Raw genomic sequence first — 22,857 nt, forward strand, 5'->3', positions numbered from 1 at the left:
ACTTCGAGGTGTTGACAAACCCCGTCATCTGGGATGAAAACACAAAAAAGTAATGGGACAGGCAAAAAAATAGCGCCTTGGAGGTTATCCTAAGCACTTAATCATTCGTTTGAGGTTCAAGGCGGTTGCCGAAAGGAGGCAGTGGTCTTCCGCTGCCTCTATTCCTCGCCTGAACAGGCACCTTAAGTTGTGCATCCATTTCTGGGCCGCAAAGCTGCCCTCACACCAAATCTGCCGCAGGCCGAGAATACGCTTGTGGGTAGAAGCGTCGTCCGTTTTCCGCTGCCTTTTTACGGCTTCCTCAAAGATGTTCTTCCGGATGGTTCGGCTTCGGTGGCTGTTGCTCACACATTTGCTCAGCATCGGGCAGGCCCGGCAGTCCTTCCTGTCGGCTCTGTATATCCGGCAGATATTGTAGCTCTCCCTCTCAAGGCTCCGCAGTGTCAGTTCCTTTCCCCATGGACAAAGGAAGCAGTCCTTTTCCGCATCGTACCGAAAATCCTCGCGCTTGAGCTCCACCTTGTAGGTCGCCCCGCCCGTTTCCCCGGGCGTGTGCAGCCGGATGCCCATATCCTCCATCGCCCGGTAAATCATGCTGGTGCCGTAGGCGCTGTCCGCGCCGGCTTCCTGAATTTCCAATCCCATGTGTTCCCGCATGTATTCGATGCGCCCCAGGTATGGCTCCGAATCGTTCGCGTTTCCTGGCGTCACCGCCACGTCTACCACGATTCCATGAGCGGCGTCTACGCTTTGGTGATCCAGATAGTGCATCCCCTCCGGTTTCCCCGACCGCCGCAGCATCCCGGCATCCGGATCGGTGGTGCTGACCGTCTTTTCCACTTTTGTGCTTTCCTTTTTCTCACGTCCGGCACGCTGCGGCTTGACGGCGCCGGATGACTCCAACCTCACACGTTCCTCTGCTTCATACCGGTCCAGCCGTTCCATGTAGTCCGTTGTCTTGCGCTCCGCCAGCACTTTTGTATTCGCCTTAAAGGAAGCATTCGCTTTTACATGCGTGGAATCTGTCAGAATGATCTTTCCATCCACCAGTCCCTTTTCCATGCATAGATGCAGAATATGCTCGAACAAGTGGCGGAACACATTTTTTCCATGAAATCGCCTGCGCCGATTTTGGGAGATCGTAGAGTGATCAGGCACCCGGTCATCCAGATCCAACCCCAGAAACCACCGGTAGGCCATATTTACTTGAATCTCCTGCTCGATGCGCCGTTCCGATTCGATTCCGTACAAATACCCGACCAGCAGATATTTTACCAGCACTACCGGATCGACCCCAGGCCTTCCGTTATCTGGGCAGTACAAATCCCGAACCTCGTCGTAGATGAAGCTGAAATCCACAGCCTTTTCCAATTTTCGCAAAAAGTGCTCCTGCGGCACCAGATCCTCAAGGGTGATACAGTGCATTTTTATTTGTACCCCGGCTCGCTCTGTCAGCATCCCTAAACACATCCTACTGCTTTTTCTTTGCCTATATTATACCATTTTTGCCCTTCCTTTTGCTACTTTGTCAACACCTCGAAGTTGGCCCGAAGTTCCCTCCCTTTGCGGCAAAATCAAATTCCGGTAGCAAACGCCCACACAAACAGAGCCGTTCCAATAACTGCAATCCCGGCAGGGGGAGCCTTTCGGCGGCTTGCGCGCCGGAGCCGGGCGGCAGGGGCGGGGCCTTTCTTTCATCATTTTTTCATAGGGGCTGTTTGTGAAATTCATGCGTCCTCGTCCTCCCCGGTATCAGACTCCTCCCCGTCTACTTCCCACGGCGGGGTATCGTCCTCCTGTTCGTCATAGGGGTCGGCTTCGTATTCGTCAAATTCGTCCTCTGCCAAAGCGGCCTGTTCCTGCTTCGGGCGATAAATCTTGAAGTAATATCCGGCCCCGCCGCCAATAACTACAACCACCAGCACCAGTAAGAGCATTTGGGTATCGCTTTTTTGCTCCGGCTCCGTAGAGGTTTCGGAAGAAGTTTCAGAGCTTATATCCGTTTCAGAATTGCTTTCCGGTTCGGGAGTGGACACAACGGCGGTTTCATTTTCCTCTGTATCCTCGGACTTCTCCGCAAGAGCCAGCAGGTCTTTTTCCGTCACGGCGTTCAGGAAATATACGTTATCCTGTTCGCGCTGAAGGTCAATCACAAGATAAAATACATTTTCGTCCGGGGTGGTAATGGTATAAAATTGCTTGCCGTCCTCGTCCGTGGCGGTATTGACTACGGTTCCCGTTCCGGCAGGGGTAAAGGGATTGGGGGCACTGGTTGTTTCAGAAGTAGCAGGGGCTTCCGTTACTTCCGGGGTTTCCTCACCGCCGCTGGCGTAGGCCATGGTGCTAAAGGAAAAGGTCATTAAAAAAACGGCGCACAGCGCCGCCATCATGCGAAATTTTCTCATTCTTCGATTTCCTCCTTTTTCGATTCGTCATGTACTGTGGACTTCGGGCCAAGTTGGCCCGAAGTGGCGCCGCCTGCCTTTGCCGCTTTCAGCAGGTCGGCAAGGTCGGTCAGGGAAATATCCATACCACGCACCGCGTCCACGATTTCCAGATTTTCAAGCTCGGTTTTCTGCTTTTCCAGCTCCCGCAGCTTCGTTTGAAACTCATTGATTTTTTCCTTTGTTTTCTGTATGTCCTTGCTTACACGCTCAATTTTCGCGTTCAAAAAACCACTCCTTTCAAAACGGGCCTATAACCGGCCCATTGCATAAAAATGTTCCGTCCAGTAATTGGTGTCCATACGGGCGTACTGAACGCCGCCGCTGGCACAATGTAGCATCATATTCCCGCCTACATAGATTCCAACGTGCGACACAGGCCCGGAACTGTCGTAGGTTCCCGTAAAAAAGATAATGTCGCCGGGTTTTGCTTCGGAGCGCGGGATCTTCGCACACTGGTTAAAAATGCCCTGCGCGGTTGTCCGGCTCATGGGATATACGCCGGACTGATCCAGCACATAGCACACAAAGCCCGAACAGTCAAAGGAAGTGGAGGGAGAAGCACCGCCCCAAACATAGGGATAGCCTAAATATTTTTCCGCTTCGGCAATCAGGGCGGCAAATTCCGGGTCGGCCAGAGCTTCCGGCGGTATGTCGTAATCGGTGTATTCGCCAGGGTGAACGTAGATATTGCCCTCAAAGAGATAAGGGCGGTTGCCTTTGGTCTTTTGGTAGATAAGGTAGCGTTCCGTCTGCTCCGGGTCGAGATTGGCAAGGGCCACGGCTCCCAATGACTTATTTTTCAAAGACACATTGAGGATATAGTAATCGTAGGGAACCTCGTAGGTGTCGGTATGGGTTTCGCCGTTTTCGTCCGTCCATGTGTCGGTTTCCGTGCGGTAGCGTACCTCCACCGTTTCCGTGATGGTCAGAATATACTGTTGCCCGAACAGGGCTTTCAGTTCTACCTGTACCTGTGCCGGGGTGTAGCCGCCGTATTTGGCGGTAAGATAGGAAGCCAGTTCAAAGGGGTCGTGCCCGATTTCGTCAACGGAATAACGGTACTCGTCATAGTTCGGATAATCCCGTTCTATTCGGGAGAGCCGTTCCCGCAAATCCTTTTCCAGCTCGGTATAATTTTCTTCCACGGCTTCAATATCGTTGTCCGACGAACCGTAGGAAGTGCCGCCCACAATGCTAATCAGTCCGTTTCCAATGGTGGTGATTCCCGCTATGCAGGATTGCAGAATCACAATCAGCAGGAACAGCACCAGACCAAGCAATATAACTTTGGGATTGCTTTTTACAAAGGCCGCAACCGTCCGGGCTACTTTTTCCGTGAATCTCACCGCTTTTTTGCCCTGCTTTGCCGCTTCCTTTGCCTGCTTTCGATACTGCTTTTTCAGCCTTTGCTTCTGCCAGAACCGGGAAACCGGATTGCTTTGCAGGCCCGGATTCTCTTTAACAAGCTGGCGGTAGGTGTAATCGGCCCTTGCACTGATATGTTTGTTTTCCCACTTGCGAACCTGCCGGGCGGGTCGGGTGCGGATACGGTGCTTGATGAAGCGTGTACCGCCCCGAACAAGGTGTTCCCCGGCAAGCTCGGTTTTGTGGACGGCTTCCGTGCCCGCATTTTCATGCTCCACCTGATGAATTTTCCCATGCACATACCACCACGATTGGTAACGGGCGGCGCGGCTAATGGTTTTTACCGGGCCGGGCTTTTTCGGGGGCTTCTGTGCCGCCAATTTCTCACGGGCGGTATTCAGCTTTTCACCGCTCTTTTCCATACGGAGCTTTGATTTCTCCATACGCTTACCGTCTTGCGCCGCCTTTTTGTTGGTAGAGCCATCACGGGAAGCGGATTCGTCGCCGGGCGGCGGCTCACCGTCACACCGCAGGCGTTCAGAGGGTCGGGGCTTCTTGCTGTCCTGCCGGAGCTTTCCCGACTTCGGGCCAAGTTGGCCCGAAGTGGCAGAAGTGCTTTCCACAGATGAAAAAGTGTCGGGGGAGGCTTCATCTTCAAACCGTAGCTTCTTATTTGCCGTGTCAGGCGGAACCGGGCCAGTGCTGTTTTTAACAGTCGAAGGTGCGTCCGGCGGTGTCATATTGTGGGAGCCGCCCTTTTTCGGTGCAGTCCGCTTTTTGGACTTCGGGCCAAGTTGGCCCGAAGTTGCCGCCTGTCCCTCAGGCTCAAACCGCAAACGGCCCGACCTGCCCGTATCACGCATTTTGGGCCTCCCTGATGTCCTCCGGGCGGGTGGTAAGCAGATTGTAGATTTCACCACGGGGGAAACGGTCTACAAAGGGAATGGTGGTATTGCCGAAGAACAAAAGCCCCTCCCCGGAATTGCTGTGGGCGATATAGGATAGCTGATGTTCTGATATGCCAAGCTGTTTGGCGAGGATTGCCCGGTCGCCCTGCGCCTGTGACAGCAGTATCATAAAGTCGCTGTTTTCCAAGATGTTTTCGATTTCCCGGCTGGCTAAAAGGTCTTTCACATTCTGTGTAAGCGCGCTCGGCACACAGCCCTTTTTACGAAGCATTTTCCACTCACGCACAAAATAGCTGGCGCTCAATGCGTCCTGCAACAAAATATGAAATTCGTCATAGTAGCACCAGGTCGCAAGACTTCTGGAAAAATTCTCGTCTACCGCCTGTGTCACCAGCTCGTTTGTGATGTGCATGGCGATTTTGCGTAAGTTTTCGCCCATGCTTTTCAGCACGATACAGGTAATGCGGTTGTCGGTCTGCACATTGGTAGGGTGGTTGAACATATTGAGGGAGCCGGTGCAGTAAAGCTCCAATGCGGTTGCAATCCGTCTGGCTTCCGGTTCAGGTTGCTGGCACAAGCTTTCATACAGGTCTTGCAGAAGCGGCATTTTCCCGTCCCCGATTCCAAGGGCAAGCTCCCGGTACACCAGCCGCACACAACGGTCAATCACCGTTTTTTCAATAGGCTGTAAGCCCTCCTTGCCGCCGATAATCAGTTCGCATAAGGACAATAAAAAATCCGCTTTCATAGAAAGCGGGCTGTCCTCTCCGGCTAAGTTCAGTTTTAAGTCCATTGGGTTGATGTTATGGGGGCTGTCCGGCGATATTTCTATGACCTCCCCGCCAAGCCGCCTGACCAGCGGGGCGTATTCGCCCATTGGGTCTACCACGATAATGCGGTCTTTGGTGGCAAGAAACACGTTGATTAGCTCACGTTTTGCGGCAAAGCTCTTGCCGGAGCCTGTACTGCCAAGATACAGGCCGTTGGCAGATTTCAGCTTTTTGCGGTCTGCCATAATGACGTTATGGGAAAGGGCGTTCATGCCGTAATACAATGCCTGCCCGTCCATGCGAAGCTCCTGCGTCATAAAGGGAACGAAAATAGCGGTGCTTGAGGTTGTCATGCCCCGCTGTATCTCGATTCCGTTGTACCCAAGAGGGAGCGAGGACATAAAGCCCTGTTCCTGCTGAAAATCCAGCCGTTTGAGAAAGCAGTTATATTTCTGCGTAATGCCCGATACCGTGAAAATGTCATTTTCCAACTGCTGGCGGGTGGGGGCTGTATTCACCACAAGGAACGTAAGCAGAAACATTCGCTCGTTCCGGCTCTGTAAATCTGCCAAGAGTGCCGCCGCGTCCTTGCTGTATGTCAGTAAATCCGGGGGAAGTATGTCAATATCATATCCGGCCCGTGCGGCTTTTTTCTGCTCGTCCATTTTCATACGGTCTATGTCGGTCAGCTTTGCCTTGACCGTTTTCACCGCTTTGGTCTGGTCTACTGTCTGGATATGCAGGGTGATGGTCATTTCCGCGTCCACTTCCAAAAGCTCCGCTAACAGCTTATCGGAAAGCTCAGAAGCCATAATCTGCATATACAGAGCCGCGCCCCATGTGGTTCCCACACGAAAGGCGCGGCTTTGGCGAAAGTCAAAGGAAGTGGGAGCAATAAAGTCCTTTGTCCCCATGCCTGTTTTGGGTATCATATCCCATGAAAAGCGGAACGGCTCCCGCCCTCCGGGGTGAAGCTGGCTGTGCAGCACTTCCAAGCGTTCCCGCCCGGAAAGGGTTGCCGACTGTACGCCAAGTTTCTTGAAGTTCCCCACAATATCCGCTTCGATACGCTCCAAGCGGGGTCGTGCCGCCGCGATCCCGTTCGCATTGATACCGAACGTAATGTATTTGGAACGGACAATGCCGTTGTTGCTTTTGGCAATCTGGTTTTCCAGCATGGCGGTAAATTCGCCTCGAATACTGTTGAAATCGTCGTCCTGCGGGGATATATTCACGCTGTAACGATTCTCCGGGCGGGAACGGTGATTGATAAAGGATAGCTGAAAGGGCAAGGCACTGTCAAAGTAATTGAGAAAGCCGCAATAGCCGTCAAAAATAGTGCTTTGGTCATCACTGGAAGCCACGGCGTAGTTAATATCCTCATAGGAAAGGGTCTTTGTATAGTAGCCCTCCCGCACCTTGCAGATACCGTCTTTCAGCATTTCCTTGTAGGGAATGGTCTGCTGTGCCGACTGCGGCCCGCGCTTTTTAGGCTTTCCACTTTTTACGGGAACGGGTGGGCGTTTTGTTTTTTGTGCCATTGGGTGAAACCTCCTTTCCGGGGTTACTTAGATAGGAATAGAAATTCTGTGTCTGATAGGGGCGTGTGCGGGGCCATAGGAATTTGGAGCGGACAATATTACGCACCACCTTTTCCAGCGGCTGTCCGTCACGCTCATACATGGCAATGAGAAAACAAGGGAGCATAAAGGTAATCATTAAGAGCATGGCCCCGGTATTGCCAATGGCGGTACGGGTAAAAAGATAAGGCGGAATCCCGACTACCGCCGCCGCTCCGAAGCATAGTAGCTGGCGTTTGGTGAGATTGAACGCCACTTTGGTTTTTATTTTTGATAAATCATTTGGTACGCTTACATAGGCCAATGAAAAATCCTCCTTTCTGACTTCGGGCCAAGTTGACCCGAAGTTGATTATCGTTCTGCATTGTGGATAGGAACCGTCTGCCGTGCCGGGGTCTTTTCCAGTCCAGCCTGCCGTACCCGCCAATAGTCCGGGTTATGTTCCCGGAGCGACTTATTGATGTTTTCCTCAAAAGCGGCCTTGTCTTTTATACGGTCTGGAACCGCCCACAGCTTTTTATCCAAAAGCTCCCGCAGGGCAACATCTTCCTGCGTATCTTCCTCAAAACAGAGAAAACCACTGTGACGAAAGCCGCACTTGATAGCGGCAGGAGAAAGCACCGCCGCCATATCCTTTGCAACCATTGTGCCGCCATGACTGGCGGTACTCACAAGAAACACGCCGGGGCAAAGAATATCACAGGTCTGCACCTTGCCCCACGGCGATTGTTCCGGTTGTTGATACATAAAAACTCCTTTCCACTTCGGGCCAAGTTGGCCCGAAGTTACCTTTCTGCATTTTTGGCTTTACCTGTCTTTACCGGAGCAGGCCGGGCGGCGTTCTCCTGTGCCGCCTGTTTGGATCCCTCCGCAAGCTGTTTCGGGATAGACTGCTTTTCGGGGGAAGCAATGGCAGCGGCGCGGGTCTGCAACTTTTCAAGCTCTGCATGGTAGGCCGCTGTCACGGCTTCGGTCAGCTCGGCGCGAAATTCCTTTGTGATGGGGCGGGATGTATCCCGGTAGCCGGTCTTGCTGGTCTTATCCGGCTTGCTCGGCATACCTACAAAAATGCCCTTGTCGTTCTGCAAAATCTTGAAATCGTCAATCACAAAGCAGTCGTTCAGTTTCAGACTGGCAAAGCCTACAAGGTTGCCCTTTGGCTCAATGAGCCGGGCGGTAACGTCCAGTTTCAGCGGCAAAGCCGCCTGTTCTGTTTCCTGCGGAGCTGTTGTTTTTTCGTTGCTCATAGTAAAAATTTCTCCTTTCTCACTTCGGGACAAGCTCTCACCCCAACAAATCTACGATTTGCCGGGGACCCCGAATGGCCCGAAGTCGTCAGTGCGCTCCAAAGATGGATTTTGCAAGGCTTCCCGTCTTGAACATGGTGAAGCACAAGAGAACCGTATAGCCGATTACCGTCCATATGGCTCCAATGGGGTCGCCGCCTACAGCGATACTCTGCACCAGCTTTGCGTAAATCCCCACGCATACCAAAATCAACAAGCCTTGAAAACCCACAGCACACAAAGATTTTAAATAGTTCTGGCCCATGCCGCCGATTTCCCTGTTGACCAAGGTTGCCATTGGCACCGGGGCTAAACTGGTGAGTAGGTAAATTTCAATCATTCTGCCGTACACAATGACAAACACAACAATATTGATTGCTACGACAATAATCTTTATCAGAAAGGATTGCATCCACAGGCCAAGCAGAGGGCCGATTTCCATTGTCATGAGCTGGGTTTCCAAGCTGTCCATCATATCGGGGCTTACCGCCGTGTTTCCTGCAATCACGCCCCCTGCACTGTTTATGACGCTTTGGGAAACATCAAATACCGCCATCACGATATTGAATGTGTTGGAAAGAAGCAGTACTGCGATAAAGGTTTTGAATATCCACTTGAAAAAAATCCATGTGTCAATATCGTGCAGGTTATTCCGGTCAATGAGCATTTGAATCAGCTCATAGCACATGACAAAGGTAAGCACCAGTCCGGCAATCGGCAAGACAACCGTTTCGGAAAGCTGCCGTATGAGAGAGAACACACCGGGGTTCCAATTCCCCGGCGTGGTTCCCACCTGTGTTGCAATCTCTCCGATCTGGTCGTTCACGTTCTCGAAAAGGCCGCTTAAATTGCCCATGATACCGTCCACCAGCAGGCCCTTTATCCATTCGTTAATCCAGTCGGTGAGAAAATCCATACCGGCCTACCTTAAAACAGGCTGGAAAGCATAGGCACAAGCGTTGTTCCCAGCAGGATAACGCCGCCCCCGGCCATGAGCTGTTTAATGCCTTGCGATTTCGCGCCCGGATTGTCCGACCCGTAACCTTCCAAAAGGTTGATAACGCCCCACACGGCAAGACCCGCGCCAAGAGCTACAACAAGGGTTTGCAAGGTACTAACTGCACTCGTAAAAAATCCCATAATCTGATTACCTCCATATTTTCATATTGTTTTCGGGTACAAAAAAACCGCCATTTTCGGCGGCTGTCACTTCGGGACAAGTTGGCCCGAAGTTATGCAAATGCTTCCGGGTCGTCCACATCATCATAGTTGAGAATGTCCTCGTTCTCGTCTATGGCGGCGGTTTCCTCGTCGGCACTTACTTCATAAACGGTATACTGCTCATTGGGATTGAGCTTTTTCATGCGGCGGTTTACCAGCTTTGAAGCGTCAAAAGCGTTGCGCTTATCAGCTTCGGCGGTATACCTGTAATTGGGGTGCTGTTTTAAATCGTATTTGGGGGAAAGGAATGGACGCAGGCCGCGAAGCTGTAAAATACACTTGTTGCCCGGCATAGTGGTCAATTCGTCCATTGTCATAAGCTCCTTGCCGAGCCGTTGCAAGTTCTGTCCATAGCTTTCCGACTGGCCCCGCGTCCGGCTTTCCGTCTGCATGGAAATGGTTTCTTTCCCCAAAACCTCCGAAAGTTCCTTGATGGTGGAATGTTCCCGGCCACCAAGAAAAATCACGCTGTCCATATTTCCCATAATGGTTTCAGCGTGGTCTTTATATAAGGCTTTGAGCTGGCTTTGCGCCTGTAAAAACAGGCATAAGGATATTTCGCGGGAGCGGATAACGGCAACCAATTTTTCCAATTGCGGAACCTGTCCCGTGTTGGCGGCTTCGTCCCATAATACCCTTACATGATGGGGGAGCCTGCCGCCGTATTTGCTGTCAGCCCGTTCACACAAAAGATTGAACATCTGCGAAAAAGCAAGGGCAACAATAAAGTTGTAGGTCGTATTGGTGTCGCTGATGATGAAGAAGGTGGCGGTTTTCTTATCGCCCATGCGGTCAAGTTCCATTTCATCATAGCTCATAATCTCCCGGAGCTGTCCAATATCAAATGGGGCAAGTCTGGCTCCGCAGGAAATCAGGATACTTTTCGAGGTTTTCCCGCTGGCGAGCTTGAATTTCTTATACTGGCGCACCGCAAAATGGTTGGGATTGCGCTTTTCCAAGCCAAGGAACATATAGTCCACGGCGTTCTTGAAATTTTCATCATCTTCCCTTGTTTCCATGCTGTTCAGCATATCCACTAGGGTATTGATATGGCGTTCTTCCTCCGGCCCCTCAAGGACGATATAGCCGATTAAAGCACAATAAAGCAAGGTTTCTGCTTTCGTCCAGAATGGATCACCCTCTTTACCGTCGCCCTTTGTGTTCTCAATCAGAGCGTTTACAAACTTCAAAATATCGCTTTCCGTCTTTAAGTAGGCCAGCGGGTTATAGTGCATTGACCGGGCAAAATCAATGGAATTGAATACCTTGATTTTGTAGCCCTGCTTTTTCAGAAAAGAGCCGACCTGCTCTAAAATGCCGCCCTTTGGGTCAACCACCACATAGGACGAATGAGCCTGTAAAAGCTGTGGGGTCAGCCAAAAGCGAGTTTTCCCGCTTCCGCTGGAGCCTATGATACAGCAGTTAAGGTTTCGGGCGTTGGCGGGATTGGCGGGTCGGGTATTCATGGTAAGAAGCTCTGTCCCGGTTAGTATCACGTTGTTGCTGAATTTTGGGTCGATAAAGGGCTTGATGTCCTTTGCCGTTCCCCACCGGGCCGAGCCATATTCCACATCCCTCCGAAACTTTTTTGCGTTTTTTACCTTATACCATACCACCAGCCGGAGTATGACCGCCCCGGCAAGGCCAATGAGCCAATCGGACAGCACAAAGCCCGGCGCAAATGAAGCAAACGCCGGGCTTATAGTCTTTATCATGCCAACCAGTTTATTTCCGAAGTCTGCACCTGCCGCAAGGCGGTAGGCTGTGCCGAGCTTCAGACAGAACCACAGCACCAACAGATAGGGAACATTGGGAATCACATATCTACGGATTTTATCGTTCATTCCGCACCACCTCCCGTTTTCGTTCCTTTTGTCGCGGTTTGGTGCGCTCCCTGTCGGCAAAGGCTTTTAACTGTTTCAGAATAGAGGGGTGGCGGCTCTTGCCCCGGTTCAGCACCAGCTTTGTATATTCGCCAAAACAGGCGGTAATAGCGTCAGCCTGCCCGGCCTTGAAGAATAACAAATATTTATCCGGCCCGGTTTTGTGAAAAGCATAATCTACATTGTACTTTCGGGCCACACGGTCAAAGAGCTTCGTATCCCCGGACAGGTCAAGACTGTTTGTAGAAACGCCGTGGTTCATCAACTTTTTTACGCTCTGTCTGCCCTGCGGGGTCTGCCGCTTCTGATGGCTCTTTTGTATCTGCCGGAGTGCTGCCGTCAGCACCTTTGCCAGCGTCCGGCCCGTCAGCTTTGTGGCATTGACGGATAGGGCGACCGTCCGGCGTTCAATATCTTCCTGCATGAATTTCCTCCTTTCCTGCCAGATAGGACAATCGCACAGACGGGAGGACTTCGGGCCAACTTGACCCGAAGTTGCCTACCTTTCCACATTGGCAGGGTGGGGCCGCTCTGTGGGGGGAGCGTCCTTTTGTACCTGTGCGATTTTTTTATTGTGAGTGGCAAGGGCTTCCCGAATAGAGGGCTTTTTCTCTGCCGCCCGTTCCTCCAACCGTGCCAACGTATTCAAAGATTTTTACATGGCCTTTTATACTGGAAAAATGGGAACGCTCCGCGCGGAATGGAGCGGATATGACCGCCGCCAGCTTACCGGGCTGTTTGGCTTCCTGTAGGGCTTCTCTGCCAAGCATGGCTCTGCCCATGTTTTTCAAATGTCGCCCGGCCTGATGATATTCGGTGCTGATGGCTTCAATTTTGGCAATGGCCTTATCATCATACTGAATATTCTCTGTGAGCATATCCCGCATGGCTTCTAAGATTGGGCGCACCTTGAAGAATCGAGCTACGTTATCCAGAGCAGAAATGCCGGTTTCCTTAAAAGCGGCAACGGCGTTCCTGCAACCGTCTATGACGTTTTGCTTTAGCTCCGCTAATTTATCCCGCAAGTCCAATACCTGCCCCTGCATCACAATGACCGTCTTTTGCAAAGCGGCCTTAACCGGGTGGTTCTGTTCCTGCGCCGTTTTTAATTCCTGCCGCATAGCGGCAAGCTCTTTTACAGCGGCGTCAAGCTGTTTTTCCATTGCGCCAACCTGATTGAGAACCGCAAGAAAATCCTTTGTAGACGGGGAATTGTTTTCCCGCAGAACCGCTAAAAGCTCTTTAACGTGTTTATTTTCCAGAATTGGTTCGGCGGTGGTTTTCGTTTTTGCCATAGAATTTAACCTCCTTTCGCACTTCGGGTCAAGTTGGCCCGAAGTTGGTTATCGTTCCGCATTGGCGGGGTGGGAGCGCCCATGGGCGGCGGTGGCGGTTTCGCTTATCATCTTCCCGTAGCTTTCCAGCGTTTTCTTGATGGATTTTTCCGGTTCGGGATAAGCAAAAATTCTGTATTCGTCTGGTAAATCATCCCTACCGTTGTAATGCTCGGGGAAGCTGTCACCTGTCCGCACCACATAGCCGCCCTCGGTAAAGCGCCCGTCCTCGTCCAAGTTCATGTCCCGCCCGTAGGCTTCATAATCAATATAGTTTTCCAAATGCTCCGGGATTTCCAACGTACACATTTCTTCAATATAGAAGCGGCCCAAATCTTCCTCATTCTCAATTCCGGCGTAAAACTCAAAACAATCCAGATTTTGCGTAAGGTTAATTAGGGCGGGTACGCTGTTATACTCTCCGAAGTCCACGGCGGCAGAAAACTTTTCTAACTCCCATTCTTCCATATCGTCCAGCAGGGAAGCCAAGTAGTTCAACTCGTCAATGCTTTCATATTCTCCCAAGCAGTCACGCAGGCCGGGAATGTCGGTTTCATAATTGGTAATGAAAATTTCCTCATACTGTACACCGTCCACATGGATATGCTTAAAAGGAGCTTGCACTTCCTCGGTGGTGGCGGGGAGCTTTAAAGGCTCCCCGTCCAAGTACCCTTCGTTATACCGCCCAAGGTTGGTGACAAAGGCTTCAAGCATGGTCTTTTTCCTGCCCCTGTGTTTTCACGGTCAGAATCCCGTCCAGTGTGGTTGCCGTGATGTTCAGCCGCCCGGCAACAGCAATGTCGTTTTTCACGTCCTCGTCAATATCGCTTCCGCATACGACAAGCACGTGAGAGCGGCGCAGGAGATCCCGGCTCATATCAATGCCGCTTTTATGTTCCTCCGGGATAGCGGTATTTAGGAATAAGGGCAGATAGAGCAGGGGACAAATCGGGGAAAAACCCGCTTCATAGACTGCCCGGCAATACTGCGCCGCCTGTTTGGTGTCCGTATCGTGATTGCCGCACCACGCGGCAGTAATGTATGCTAAAGGTCGTTTCATGATTTAAGCACCTCCGTTCTTGTTGCGCTGAATGTGTCAACCTATCCCCCCGCCCTTTCCACTCATGGAAAGGGCGGGGCTCAAAGGAATATATATCCCCGTCGCTTGACTGCCTTAAAGCATAACTGGGAGAAATCCGTCAAGAGTGCGAAGCACCGCCTACGGCGGCAGGCTCTTGACCGATTTTCCCGGTTATGCTACCCAACAAGCGGCGATGGGGAATATATTCATATCCTTAGAGCTTTGGGGCGCGGGGCAAAGCCCCGCATACAACGACTTCGGGCCAACCTGCCCCGAAGTGCTTATTTTTCCTGTTCGGCTTTCTTTTGGGGAGCCGAAACCTCTTTCAGCTTCGCCTTGTTTTCCTCCAGCAGTTTCATAATGGTATCCTTCATTTCGCGAGGTGTTTTCTCCTTGCCGAAATACTGGGAAAGTTCCTGACTTGAAATAATCACTTTGTCTGCCTCCTTTTTTTCTTCTAACATGATTCCGTCAATCACATCGGGGTTTAACAACTTCTTTTGGTCAAGGTCACGCATACGCTGTGCCTGTGAGAGTGAGGGAGCCGACTGCTGGCCCTCAATGGCGATAGCGATATACCGCTGATTTTTGGGCTTGATGAACGCAAGCTCCACGGCGGGAGTGAACGCGATTTTCTTTTCGTCCACCATTTTTATAAGGTCGGGAACCAACTCATTGAGCTTAATATACCGCTGAACCTGCTTGACCGTCATTTTGTTGCGCTCTGCTACAACCTCATTGGAGCGTTGCCCGTTGCCGGTTCGCGCGCCCTGCCGCTTGATGGCTTCCAACTGCATTTGCAGGGCTTTGGCCCGTTCACTGGGCAGGATATTTTCACGCTGGTTGGTGTTGTCCTCTACCATCTGCGTGATGGCCTGTTCGTCCGTCATGTTGCGGATAATACAAGGCATATCCGCAAATCCGGCTAATTCGCTGGCCTTCTGGCGGCGGTGGCCTGATACGATTTCATAGCCGCCATCTTCACGGGGGCGCACAATGGCAGGCTGGGTAACGCCCTTGTCCTTAACGCTTTCCACCATAGCCGCCATTTCTTCATCATTACGAACCTGAAACGGGTGATCTTTGAAAGCGAAAAGCTCGGAAAGATTGAGATAAACAATCTGTTCCTGTTCGCCGGGGCGGGGTGCTTCCCTCGGTTCGGACGGCAGTTCCGGGGCAGGGGACGGCGTTTCCTGCTGTGCCTGTTCCGTAGCTTGCGGGGAATCAGAAGCCCCGCCGCCAATTTCTGCGGCTTGTTTCGGTTTATCCGGCTTTTCCGGTTTTACAGCCTTTGGGGCTTTTTCCTGTTTGGCAGGGCGAGTAGGCTTTTTGTCCGCTTTTTCAGTGGTTTTTTGTGAGCGAGATTTGGGCTTGCTGTTAGCCGTTTTCGGCTCGTTTTCCTTTCCCTTATCCATACCGGGTTTCTCTGGCTCTGCCTTTTTTTCGGTGTGTGCTGATTTTTCCATGTCCTTTTTTTCGGGGGCGGTCTGCTCCGCTTCCTTTACCGCCGCCTGTTTCCCGGAAACAATCTCATTGATTTTGTCAAAGGAAACCACCACATCACCGGGGGCGGGAATGTCAATGGGGGTAGGTACTTTCGGCCTGTCCTTATCAGATTCATGCAGGGCGGCTCCGTCCTCATGGGGAAGTGCCGCTGTTTCTTCGGCAGTCTTTTCCGGGGCAGGAGCTTTGCCGCCAATCTCCGGCATGGGTTTGGGAGTGCTTTTTTCTTCTGCTGCGGCTTCCTGTGCCGGGGCGGTTTTTACTTCGTCCGGTTTGTTTGGCTCATTTTTTGCCATGCGTTTTTCCTCCTTGTCTGTTTTATGGCATGAAAAAGGGGCTTGATTTTTTAGGTCAAGCCCCACAGGGATTTGTAATCCCCCCTTTCCACTTCGGGCCAAGTTGACCCGAAGTTCCGCTATCCAGATACAAAAATACCGCCTATCTTGTCCAATTAGGCGGTATCCTGTGTAATGTGATAGCTCATATTTTATTTTGGTATTCCCTTATCCCGCATAGAATAAGGGTTTTTGCAGTTTTCCTAATACGTTTGGCTCATAGTACCCACGGCACCAAAAACTTCTATTGCCATGTTTGTATTTTAAATTTGCTACACTCATCTTCGGTGGTATCTCTACTAATATATGTACATGGTCTGGGCACACCTCTCCTTCTAAAAGGGTTACTCCTTTCCAACCACACAATTCTCTCAGTACTTTTCCTATCTCCGCTCGTTTTTCCTCGTAAAATATTTTTCTACGGTACTTTGGCGCAAATACTATATGGTATTTGCAGTTCCATTTCGTATGTGCTAAACTCTTATTATCATTCATTTTTGAATGTCCTCCTTTTGATGTCTCTTGCAGTTGCCAGACCGCAAGCTTATTTTACATCAAAAGGAGTTTTTTTGTCCCTCTCAACGCTAAAGCTTTTTCCGCTCCACCGGCACAGCCGGTGGTTATTCTACAAAGGAAGAAGGCCGGATTGCCCACGGGCAACCCGGCCTTCTGTATTTGAGGAGACTAGTCTATGGATCAATGAAATAAAATTACACTGGTCTGATATTCCGGCGCTGCCAAATTTCTCGCCGGCAGGGCGTTTTACAGGGTTTGAATTCCTGTGTGGAATTTCGGGCAATGAATCCGAACCGTCACGTTATCGTCCACAACCTCGCAAATCTGCGCGTCGCAGGTCGCGCTCAGCAGACGGTACGCATCGGGAAAATTCAGTCGGAGCTTTTTCATCAGAAACTGCACCGTATCGTTTGCGGCAATCCGGATGCTTTCCTCCAGCGTCGGCCTGGATGCCAAAAAGTACAGGCCGTCCGTCGTTTCAATCACCGGGCGCTCAATCGGGCGGTCGCGGTAAATCGTTGTTTTCAGGCACATCCTGCCCGCAATCTCAATTCCAGTGCCCGAAAGCTCTCCGTCGCCCATGCACGCGTGCATATCGCCTACCGCGAGCCCCGCTCCCTGCACACCCACGGGGAAGTAAACCCGGGAACCGACCGCGACCAGCTTCGTATCCATATTCGCCCCGTGGTCTTCTGGAACAGCGCAGTGGATCTCCTTCTCTTTGGGCGCAACACCCATCACGCCGATCATTGGGGTCAGCGGCAGCTTGATGTCCTCGGAAAAATGGGCAAAGCCGTCATGAACCGGGATGATTTTCGTATCCGGCTCCGTGATCTGATCGCCCAGAACCCCAAGGCCCACAGACGTGACCATCACGCCCTGCGACGCAAGATCGATGACCAACACCTCCACGCACAGGGTATCCCCGGGGCGTGCTCCCTTCACGTTGATCGGGCCGACGGCACAGTCCATAATGGAAATATCGATATCCGGGCGTTTGACGGAAGCGTCCGTAATCTGTCCGCTGTAGCAGTCGTCCACCTCCACCCAGAAGACCTCTCCGTCCTCCACTTCATAGTTTGCTTTGTTTTCGGGGTTGAACCGAAAAATCACTTTATCCTTTGGAATGACACGCATACCTGCACTTCCTTTCCGATCACCAGCCGGCGGGCAGAATCCCGAACATGGAGCAGATGTAATAGACGGCCCCAAACAGGAAGATGGTGATCATCGTATATTGAATCGGTTTTTTTGCATACCAGCCGCACTGCCACTCCGGCTCAATGTCGCCGTTCTTGCGGGCGCTTTGCAGCATTTTGACCGGTACGATAGACATGATCACTCCGCCGAAGGTTCCCGCCCAGCCAATGGCGTCCACAAAGCTGACAAGCCCGGAATACGCCAGAATAAACGGGGGAAGCGCCGTGCAGGCAATCGCGATGAGGCGGGTTTTCGTCTCCCGCTCGTCTTTTAATTTGAACATATCTACAATATTGGTGAGCATCGCTCCGCCGACCGCCCAATACGAGGTCATCATCGCGCACAACGCGAAAATGTTGGCGGTAAACAGGGCCCATGTGCCGAGTGCCTGGCCCCAGGCAATGGTAGCAACCTGTGTCACCTCATCGGCGCCGGTCAGCGAAAGCACTGCCAGCGGAACAAGCGCCAGCAGAATGCCGGTGATAAACATTCCGATCATGATCGCACCGGGCAGCTTCTTCGGGGTATGACGCATGCCGCGCGCCAACTCCGGAACAGTGTACTGCGCTATGTAGCAGAAAATAGCGGTACTGAGAATGGGAACCGCATACGTCCAGTTGGTATAGATCGCCCGGCTGGCGTCAGCCTTTCCCGATACAAACGACGCACCGACGATAAGCACCAGCAGCAGCACCATGCCGGTAGAGATAAACTTCTCCCAGATTCCGGTGGCCTTCAGCCCGAACCAGACAACCAGAACGCAGGGGACGGTGAACAGCAAGCTGCCGGCCCAATTGGGAAGCCCCAGAAGGGTGCAGATGATATTGCCGGAACCGGTGGTATAGGCAATCATACAGCCGATGGAATTCGCACACACCGAAATGAACATCAAAAGGGAGCCACTTTTCCCCACATACTTTTCTGCCAGGCCGGGAAGCTGCAGCGGCTTGCGGGTACGCAGCGCGGTTTCTGCAACATAGAGCATGGAAAACGTGGTAAACAGGCCCGCCACGACAAGCCAAAGCAGCAGAACCGGCCATCCCGCAAGGCGGGTGGAATAAGCAAGCCCCAAAATTCCGGAACCGATGTTGGCCCCCACGATGATAGAGATCGCCTCATAAAACGTCAGTTTTGTGGTTTTGAGAGCACCCTCCTCCAACTGGGTGTCTTGAACTTTTTGAGTTTCTTCTACTACCATTGTTGTTCCCCCAATCATAATAATCGTTTTGCCGCGCCTTCGAAAGCTTTACCATAAAGTATAAGAGGGTAGGGATAACAAAAGGACAACAAAAAACTTCAAAAAAAATTATTTTTAATCATTGATCCTCTTTGAGAAAGAACCCAAATATCACAGCGATTCTCTCCCCGTTTTCTGCGGGGAGAGAATCCAAAAGCTTTTCAATGTTTATCTTATTTTTTCACTCAGGGCGGCACAGGTCATCTCGGCCCAGCTGTACTGCGTCATGTATTCGCCCGCATAAGAATTGACCGCGGCGGTCTCGCCGGAAAGGAAACGGTAATAGTCGCAGTCGATTTTCTGGGGATCGACGGCAACGCTGTTGTGGCTGTTCACAATGACGTCCGCACAGTCCGCCGAACGGAGCGCTTTCAGCAAATCGGATTTAAAGATTTCAATCTGGTTTTTCAGACATCGGTCATAGGGGCGGTCTTCAAACAGGATCGCCGAGATTTCCTTCACACTGCAGGAGGCACCGTTGCGGTGCACCAGATAGGCGAATAACTCCTTGCATTTTGACCGGGGAAACCGCAGCGGTTTTTCCCCGTGGAACACCTCGAAATTGCCGAAGCACTGGACGCGTAAACTCTTCCCGGCCTGTGCATCCAGCGTCAGCTCGCCGATGTGCTCGAGTTCGTTCTGAATCGCCATCACAGTGACAGGCTTGAGCAAATATCCCCTGGCATGCACGGAATACGCCTTAAGAGCATATTGGGAATAGGCGGTGACGAAAATGATCTCGAGCGAGGGGATCGCCTTTTTCAGCTCGGACGCAAGCTCCAGCCCGTTGCGGCCGCGCATTTCAATATCCAGAAATGCCGCCTCGGGGCAAAACGCATTTTCCCGAATCTCTTCCAGAGCCTTTATCGGGTCGCTGAATGCCCGGATTTCACACCCCGGCCTGGCCTTTTTCAGGGAATTCACCAGATCCTCCAGGGCCAATTTTTCATCGTCTACTGCAAGAAACCGTCTGTGCATTTCATCTCCTCCTGTCGCTTTTTCGGTAAAACGATTGTCACCGTTGTGCCCTTGTCTTCCGCGCTGTCTATTTTCAGGGTGCCGCCGCAGGAAATGCGCAGCCGCTCCCTTACATTTGCAAGACCCACGTGGTCGTTCTTCAGCCGCACCAGGCCGCCGGGGTCAAAGCCCACACCGTTGTCTGAAACAGTGATCAGATATTCCCGCTCTGTACCGGAGGTGAGGATGGTAACCGTTCCGCCCCTCTCCCGCTGCATCACCCCGTGGTGTACTGCGTTTTCCACAATCGGCTGCAACGTCAGCGGAGGCAGAAAGAATTCCGTGACTGGTGTACAGATCGTCACCGACAAGTCATCCCCATAGCGCATTTTTTCCAGATGGAGATAATGTCTGGTGTGCTCTAATTCCCGCTCAAACGGAACATTCTCGCTGTTCGTCAGGGTATTCAGATTCACCCGGAGAAATGCGGTGAAATTTACCAGAGCCATCTCCGCCTTTTCGGGGTCGATACGGCAAAGGGATTTCATGCTGACGAGAACATTAAACAGAAAATGGGGCTGAATCTGGCTGAGCATCATCGAGATTCTCTGCTGCATCAGCTCCTGTTCTTTTTCTTTTTCATGTTCCATCTGTATGTCTATGTAAATCAAAATCAAAAGAAAGGCCGACGTAATGTAATACAGCCGAAGACCGCCGATCAGGATTTCCGCCACAACAGACGCCGCGCAGATCACCTCATAAAAAAGAAAGATCAGCGCCTTCCGGTTGCTCAGCTTTTTGCGGAAATGCAGAATCGTCGCACTGATCATGACCGTGGGAACCATCATGAAAAAGAATGCGACCCATGGGTGGTCGGAAATATCCCACGGGTACTGTGGATCGGACGCCGTAAACTGCGACATGACCACGAGCAGAAACCCATCCGCACACAGCCCGATAAACAGAACCAAAAACCGTTTGAGCTCCAAAGGGTCTTCATTGATATAACTGAGTAAATAGATGCCGAACAGCACCATCAGCACATATCCTGAGGAATGCGAGATAAAGCTGCCGATGCGGACCGCCGGTTCCGCTGCGAAAATGCCGGTAAACCCGGTCCTCCAGGACACGGCGTCCCCCAGCAGGGCGAGGGTATTCCAGGCCAGCATCCAGAGGAAAAGCTTTTCAAACAGCCGCTGCTGATGTCCGTTTCTGGCGATGCTGATAAATACGGAGCAGGTGAGGAGTGCGCAGAGCAACTCCATGGCCACACTGATGAGCGAAATCAGCCGCACCTCGCTGTTTCCCCGGCAAGCGAAAGCTAACATTTCAAAAAACATTTGCAGGATCAGCAGTAAAACGGGAATGGTAATCAAATACACCGTTGCTTTTCTATTCATCATCCGCGGCTCCTTCCGGACTGATTTCACCGACTTGAGCATTGCTTAATTTCATTTTAATGGAAAAAGCATTGTTGTCAATCAATCAAAAACAAGAATAAGTTTCCAGAATTAGGTGTCCGCGTAAAGGGGAAAATACTGCCTGTTGTTTCGTAAAATGTGTTTCTGCGTCGGATTCGGTTGACATAACAGACATTTTCACAAAATCTTAAAAAAAGTTAACACACCGGTATACCGTCACTTATCAACACTTTCAACAGACTTTTCCACAGGATGTTCCGGGGTTATCCACTGGATTTATGTAAACCGAAAAAATTTACATACGGTATAACCGATCAACAGGTTATCCTTTTCCTGATTCATTCCGTATAAACGTTTGCCTTTCGCCTAAAATAAAGGTATCAAATCAGCAGGAGGCTCACTATGATTCGCGGAATCAGCAGACAGATCATTGAGGTGAAGGAAACGGGGAATATGTACTACGAAAGTGCCTATCTGGTGGTAAAGCCGGAATACGCCAGCGCCGAACGCGAGCTGCTCGAGCGCGAGGCCCGCAAAATACTGCGCAGCATGGACGCTCCCTCCGGCATGAAGCGGGCGCGGGGAATGTCTTTTTGGGTGACTCGGGTAGCCCCTCCCGCGGCCGTGGCGGCTGCGGCGGCGATCTTATATTTTGCTACGATTTAAGCCCAGGCATAATCCGCCTTTTTTTAACAATTTATTTTCCTTTCCGCGCCCTTTTGTGTTATAATAACCTCACGATACAGCCCAAAGCATAAGCTTTGAAACAAATTTTTAGCAGGGTATCCTCCGCATGGGTATTCTGCTGGTACAGCCTTGCCCCTCATATCGGGGCAAAGGCTGCGTCTGCACGTATGCTGCGGGAAACTTTCACAGAAGAAACAGGCCGTTTTCTCACAAAAGAATAAAATCTTTCTGAAATGGATTTTTCCGAAAAATATGAAAAATATAGAGCCATAGAATCAGAAATAGTACTTAACATTTTAGCGGTTTGCCTGCGCGGCAAAGCCAAAGACCGTAAAGAGGAGCAGAACATATGGAAGAAAATAAAACCGCCGCGCGCGGCGAAGACATTATTGCGGGCAGAAACGCCATAACAGAGGCACTGAAAGCCGGGCGCACCATCGACAGCATCTATGTGGCCCGGGGCAACCGCACGGGCTCCATCGGCGGCATTATTGCAAAGGCCAAGCAGTCGGGCATCCCCGTAAAGGACGCCGACCCCAAAAAGCTGGATTATCTGTGCGGGCACGCCAACCATCAGGGTGTGGTGGCGGTGGCCGCCGTAAAAGAATATGCCTCGCTGGAGGATCTGTTCCGCGTAGCGGAGGAGCGGGGCGAGCCGCCGTTTTTCCTGATCGCGGACGAGCTGGAGGATCCCCACAATCTGGGGGCGATCCTGCGCACGGCGGAATGCTCCGGAGCGCACGGTGTGATTGTACCGCGCCGCCGCGCCGCGGGCCTTACGTTCGCCGTAGGCAAGGCGTCGGCCGGAGCAGTGGAATATGTGCCGGTGGCACGGGTGACCAATCTGCCGAGCACGCTGGAGGAACTGAAAAAACGCGGCGTTTGGATTTACGCCGCCGATATGGACGGTCAGGACTGGTGCGGTGTTGATTACCGCGGTCCCGCCGCGATCGTCATCGGCTCGGAGGGATTCGGAGTCAGCCGGCTGATCAGAGAAAAATCGGATTTTATCATATCTTTGCCGATGCTGGGAAAGATAAACTCGTTGAATGCTTCTGTGGCATGCGGCGTGATTTGCTATGAGGTCGTACGGCAGCGCAGGGGGATTCAGGCCAAATAAGCAAAA

The 22,857-nt window shown here is 51.6% G+C and carries 23 protein-coding genes and 1 pseudogene; 2 read left to right on the plus strand and 22 right to left on the minus strand.

From position 1 onward, the window contains the following. Positions 1 to 84: 84 nt before the first annotated feature. The 22 genes and pseudogenes from HMPREF1141_RS11850 to HMPREF1141_RS16900 form a co-directional block, all read right to left on the minus strand. Positions 85 to 1,458, minus strand: coding sequence for an IS1182 family transposase (locus tag HMPREF1141_RS11850; RefSeq protein WP_009059751.1), 1,374 nt, complete (start codon positions 1,456 to 1,458; stop codon positions 85 to 87). Positions 1,459 to 1,494: 36 nt separating this feature from the next. Then, on the minus strand, positions 1,495 to 1,731 hold the full coding sequence (locus HMPREF1141_RS17725; protein WP_009064684.1) for a hypothetical protein: 237 nt from the start codon (positions 1,729 to 1,731) through the stop codon (positions 1,495 to 1,497). Continuing rightward, on the minus strand, positions 1,728 to 2,405 hold the full coding sequence (locus HMPREF1141_RS11860) for a DUF4366 domain-containing protein (RefSeq protein ID WP_009064735.1): 678 nt from the start codon (positions 2,403 to 2,405) through the stop codon (positions 1,728 to 1,730). Before HMPREF1141_RS11860 ends, HMPREF1141_RS17725 begins: the two co-directional genes overlap by 4 nt. Continuing rightward, the gene (locus tag HMPREF1141_RS11865) at positions 2,402 to 2,671 is read right to left on the minus strand and encodes a DUF4315 family protein (RefSeq protein WP_009064758.1); all 270 of its coding nucleotides are present in this window, start codon (positions 2,669 to 2,671) and stop codon (positions 2,402 to 2,404) included. Before HMPREF1141_RS11865 ends, HMPREF1141_RS11860 begins: the two co-directional genes overlap by 4 nt. A gap of 24 nt (positions 2,672 to 2,695) precedes the next feature. Next, positions 2,696 to 4,675 carry a C40 family peptidase gene (locus tag HMPREF1141_RS11870; RefSeq protein WP_035317060.1) on the minus strand — a complete coding sequence of 660 codons (1,980 nt, stop codon included), beginning with the start codon at positions 4,673 to 4,675 and terminating at the stop codon, positions 2,696 to 2,698. Further along, entirely contained in the window at positions 4,668 to 6,932 is a 2,265-nt protein-coding gene (locus HMPREF1141_RS11875) for a VirB4-like conjugal transfer ATPase, CD1110 family (RefSeq protein ID WP_009064664.1), read from the minus strand. Before HMPREF1141_RS11875 ends, HMPREF1141_RS11870 begins: the two co-directional genes overlap by 8 nt. 46 nt (positions 6,933 to 6,978) lie before the next feature. Then, positions 6,979 to 7,374, minus strand: coding sequence for a PrgI family protein (locus HMPREF1141_RS11880; RefSeq protein WP_009064709.1), 396 nt, complete (start codon positions 7,372 to 7,374; stop codon positions 6,979 to 6,981). Positions 7,375 to 7,421: 47 nt separating this feature from the next. Beyond that, on the minus strand, positions 7,422 to 7,817 hold the full coding sequence (locus tag HMPREF1141_RS11885) for a hypothetical protein (protein WP_009064699.1): 396 nt from the start codon (positions 7,815 to 7,817) through the stop codon (positions 7,422 to 7,424). A gap of 38 nt (positions 7,818 to 7,855) precedes the next feature. Beyond that, positions 7,856 to 8,317: a SpoVG family protein gene (locus HMPREF1141_RS11890; RefSeq protein ID WP_009064773.1), complete on the minus strand. Its 462-nt coding sequence runs from the start codon at positions 8,315 to 8,317 to the stop codon at positions 7,856 to 7,858. Between the two features lie 88 nt (positions 8,318 to 8,405). Then, positions 8,406 to 9,272: a VirB6/TrbL-like conjugal transfer protein, CD1112 family gene (locus tag HMPREF1141_RS11895; RefSeq protein WP_009064771.1), complete on the minus strand. Its 867-nt coding sequence runs from the start codon at positions 9,270 to 9,272 to the stop codon at positions 8,406 to 8,408. Between the two features lie 11 nt (positions 9,273 to 9,283). Next, positions 9,284 to 9,496, minus strand: coding sequence for a Maff2 family mobile element protein (locus HMPREF1141_RS11900; protein WP_011988858.1), 213 nt, complete (start codon positions 9,494 to 9,496; stop codon positions 9,284 to 9,286). Between the two features lie 92 nt (positions 9,497 to 9,588). Further along, a complete protein-coding gene (locus tag HMPREF1141_RS11905; RefSeq protein WP_009064741.1) occupies positions 9,589 to 11,421 on the minus strand; it encodes a VirD4-like conjugal transfer protein, CD1115 family in 1,833 nt (610 codons plus the stop codon). Then, entirely contained in the window at positions 11,411 to 11,884 is a 474-nt protein-coding gene (locus HMPREF1141_RS11910; RefSeq protein WP_009064718.1) for a PcfB family protein, read from the minus strand. The genes HMPREF1141_RS11905 and HMPREF1141_RS11910 overlap by 11 nt, the downstream gene beginning before the upstream one ends. 145 nt (positions 11,885 to 12,029) lie before the next feature. Then, positions 12,030 to 12,755 carry a DUF6674 family protein gene (locus HMPREF1141_RS11915; RefSeq protein WP_009064691.1) on the minus strand — a complete coding sequence of 242 codons (726 nt, stop codon included), beginning with the start codon at positions 12,753 to 12,755 and terminating at the stop codon, positions 12,030 to 12,032. 48 nt (positions 12,756 to 12,803) lie between these two features. Next, positions 12,804 to 13,508 carry an antirestriction protein ArdA gene (locus HMPREF1141_RS11920; RefSeq protein ID WP_009064680.1) on the minus strand — a complete coding sequence of 235 codons (705 nt, stop codon included), beginning with the start codon at positions 13,506 to 13,508 and terminating at the stop codon, positions 12,804 to 12,806. Continuing rightward, on the minus strand, positions 13,501 to 13,854 hold the full coding sequence (locus HMPREF1141_RS11925) for a hypothetical protein (RefSeq protein WP_009064726.1): 354 nt from the start codon (positions 13,852 to 13,854) through the stop codon (positions 13,501 to 13,503). Before HMPREF1141_RS11925 ends, HMPREF1141_RS11920 begins: the two co-directional genes overlap by 8 nt. A gap of 302 nt (positions 13,855 to 14,156) precedes the next feature. Then, positions 14,157 to 15,674: a ParB/RepB/Spo0J family partition protein gene (locus HMPREF1141_RS11930; protein WP_009064745.1), complete on the minus strand. Its 1,518-nt coding sequence runs from the start codon at positions 15,672 to 15,674 to the stop codon at positions 14,157 to 14,159. Between the two features lie 258 nt (positions 15,675 to 15,932). Then, positions 15,933 to 16,208 (minus strand): annotated as a pseudogene (gene tnpA / locus HMPREF1141_RS11935) (IS200/IS605 family transposase); the annotation flags it as partial. A 267-nt stretch (positions 16,209 to 16,475) separates the two neighbouring features. Then, positions 16,476 to 17,366, minus strand: a complete 891-nt coding sequence (locus HMPREF1141_RS11940; protein ID WP_009064660.1) for an acetamidase/formamidase family protein — start codon at positions 17,364 to 17,366, stop codon at positions 16,476 to 16,478. Between the two features lie 19 nt (positions 17,367 to 17,385). Continuing rightward, positions 17,386 to 18,627 carry an aromatic amino acid transport family protein gene (locus HMPREF1141_RS11945; protein WP_009064704.1) on the minus strand — a complete coding sequence of 414 codons (1,242 nt, stop codon included), beginning with the start codon at positions 18,625 to 18,627 and terminating at the stop codon, positions 17,386 to 17,388. Between the two features lie 207 nt (positions 18,628 to 18,834). After that, positions 18,835 to 19,644 (minus strand): response regulator, encoded by an 810-nt coding sequence (locus HMPREF1141_RS11950; protein ID WP_009064677.1) that lies wholly within the window; start codon positions 19,642 to 19,644, stop codon positions 18,835 to 18,837. Next, positions 19,620 to 21,023, minus strand: coding sequence for a histidine kinase (locus HMPREF1141_RS16900; protein ID WP_051044308.1), 1,404 nt, complete (start codon positions 21,021 to 21,023; stop codon positions 19,620 to 19,622). The genes HMPREF1141_RS11950 and HMPREF1141_RS16900 overlap by 25 nt, the downstream gene beginning before the upstream one ends. A gap of 423 nt (positions 21,024 to 21,446) precedes the next feature. Here HMPREF1141_RS16900 and HMPREF1141_RS11960 point away from each other — a divergent pair, with 423 nt between their 5' ends. Beyond that, on the plus strand, positions 21,447 to 21,710 hold the full coding sequence (locus tag HMPREF1141_RS11960; RefSeq protein ID WP_009064658.1) for a hypothetical protein: 264 nt from the start codon (positions 21,447 to 21,449) through the stop codon (positions 21,708 to 21,710). A gap of 370 nt (positions 21,711 to 22,080) precedes the next feature. Further along, the gene (gene rlmB / locus HMPREF1141_RS11965) at positions 22,081 to 22,851 is read left to right on the plus strand and encodes a 23S rRNA (guanosine(2251)-2'-O)-methyltransferase RlmB (RefSeq protein WP_009064687.1); all 771 of its coding nucleotides are present in this window, start codon (positions 22,081 to 22,083) and stop codon (positions 22,849 to 22,851) included. Positions 22,852 to 22,857 lie beyond the last annotated feature (6 nt).

The organism is Clostridium sp. MSTE9, from assembly GCF_000277625.1.
In the GTDB taxonomy this organism is placed as follows: Bacteria; Bacillota; Clostridia; order Oscillospirales; family Acutalibacteraceae; genus Faecalispora; species Faecalispora jeddahensis.

Excerpts from the sequence above, each read along its gene's own strand:
- HMPREF1141_RS11850 (WP_009059751.1), bottom strand. The coding sequence starts at position 1,458 with ATGCTGACAGAGCGAGCCGGGGTACAAATAAAAATGCACTGTATCACC.
- HMPREF1141_RS17725 (WP_009064684.1), bottom strand. The coding sequence starts at position 1,731 with ATGAATTTCACAAACAGCCCCTATGAAAAAATGATGAAAGAAAGGCCC.
- HMPREF1141_RS11860 (WP_009064735.1), bottom strand. The coding sequence starts at position 2,405 with ATGAGAAAATTTCGCATGATGGCGGCGCTGTGCGCCGTTTTTTTAATG.
- HMPREF1141_RS11870 (WP_035317060.1), bottom strand. The coding sequence starts at position 4,675 with ATGCGTGATACGGGCAGGTCGGGCCGTTTGCGGTTTGAGCCTGAGGGA.
- HMPREF1141_RS11875 (WP_009064664.1), bottom strand. The coding sequence starts at position 6,932 with ATGCTGAAAGACGGTATCTGCAAGGTGCGGGAGGGCTACTATACAAAG.
- HMPREF1141_RS11885 (WP_009064699.1), bottom strand. The coding sequence starts at position 7,817 with ATGTATCAACAACCGGAACAATCGCCGTGGGGCAAGGTGCAGACCTGT.
- HMPREF1141_RS11890 (WP_009064773.1), bottom strand. The coding sequence starts at position 8,317 with ATGAGCAACGAAAAAACAACAGCTCCGCAGGAAACAGAACAGGCGGCT.
- HMPREF1141_RS11895 (WP_009064771.1), bottom strand. The coding sequence starts at position 9,272 with ATGGATTTTCTCACCGACTGGATTAACGAATGGATAAAGGGCCTGCTG.
- HMPREF1141_RS11900 (WP_011988858.1), bottom strand. The coding sequence starts at position 9,496 with ATGGGATTTTTTACGAGTGCAGTTAGTACCTTGCAAACCCTTGTTGTA.
- HMPREF1141_RS11905 (WP_009064741.1), bottom strand. The coding sequence starts at position 11,421 with ATGAACGATAAAATCCGTAGATATGTGATTCCCAATGTTCCCTATCTG.
- HMPREF1141_RS11910 (WP_009064718.1), bottom strand. The coding sequence starts at position 11,884 with ATGCAGGAAGATATTGAACGCCGGACGGTCGCCCTATCCGTCAATGCC.
- HMPREF1141_RS11915 (WP_009064691.1), bottom strand. The coding sequence starts at position 12,755 with ATGGCAAAAACGAAAACCACCGCCGAACCAATTCTGGAAAATAAACAC.
- HMPREF1141_RS11920 (WP_009064680.1), bottom strand. The coding sequence starts at position 13,508 with ATGCTTGAAGCCTTTGTCACCAACCTTGGGCGGTATAACGAAGGGTAC.
- HMPREF1141_RS11925 (WP_009064726.1), bottom strand. The coding sequence starts at position 13,854 with ATGAAACGACCTTTAGCATACATTACTGCCGCGTGGTGCGGCAATCAC.
- HMPREF1141_RS11930 (WP_009064745.1), bottom strand. The coding sequence starts at position 15,674 with ATGGCAAAAAATGAGCCAAACAAACCGGACGAAGTAAAAACCGCCCCG.
- HMPREF1141_RS11940 (WP_009064660.1), bottom strand. The coding sequence starts at position 17,366 with ATGCGTGTCATTCCAAAGGATAAAGTGATTTTTCGGTTCAACCCCGAA.
- HMPREF1141_RS11945 (WP_009064704.1), bottom strand. The coding sequence starts at position 18,627 with ATGGTAGTAGAAGAAACTCAAAAAGTTCAAGACACCCAGTTGGAGGAG.
- HMPREF1141_RS11950 (WP_009064677.1), bottom strand. The coding sequence starts at position 19,644 with ATGCACAGACGGTTTCTTGCAGTAGACGATGAAAAATTGGCCCTGGAG.
- HMPREF1141_RS16900 (WP_051044308.1), bottom strand. The coding sequence starts at position 21,023 with ATGAATAGAAAAGCAACGGTGTATTTGATTACCATTCCCGTTTTACTG.
- HMPREF1141_RS11960 (WP_009064658.1), top strand. The coding sequence starts at position 21,447 with ATGATTCGCGGAATCAGCAGACAGATCATTGAGGTGAAGGAAACGGGG.
- rlmB (WP_009064687.1), top strand. The coding sequence starts at position 22,081 with ATGGAAGAAAATAAAACCGCCGCGCGCGGCGAAGACATTATTGCGGGC.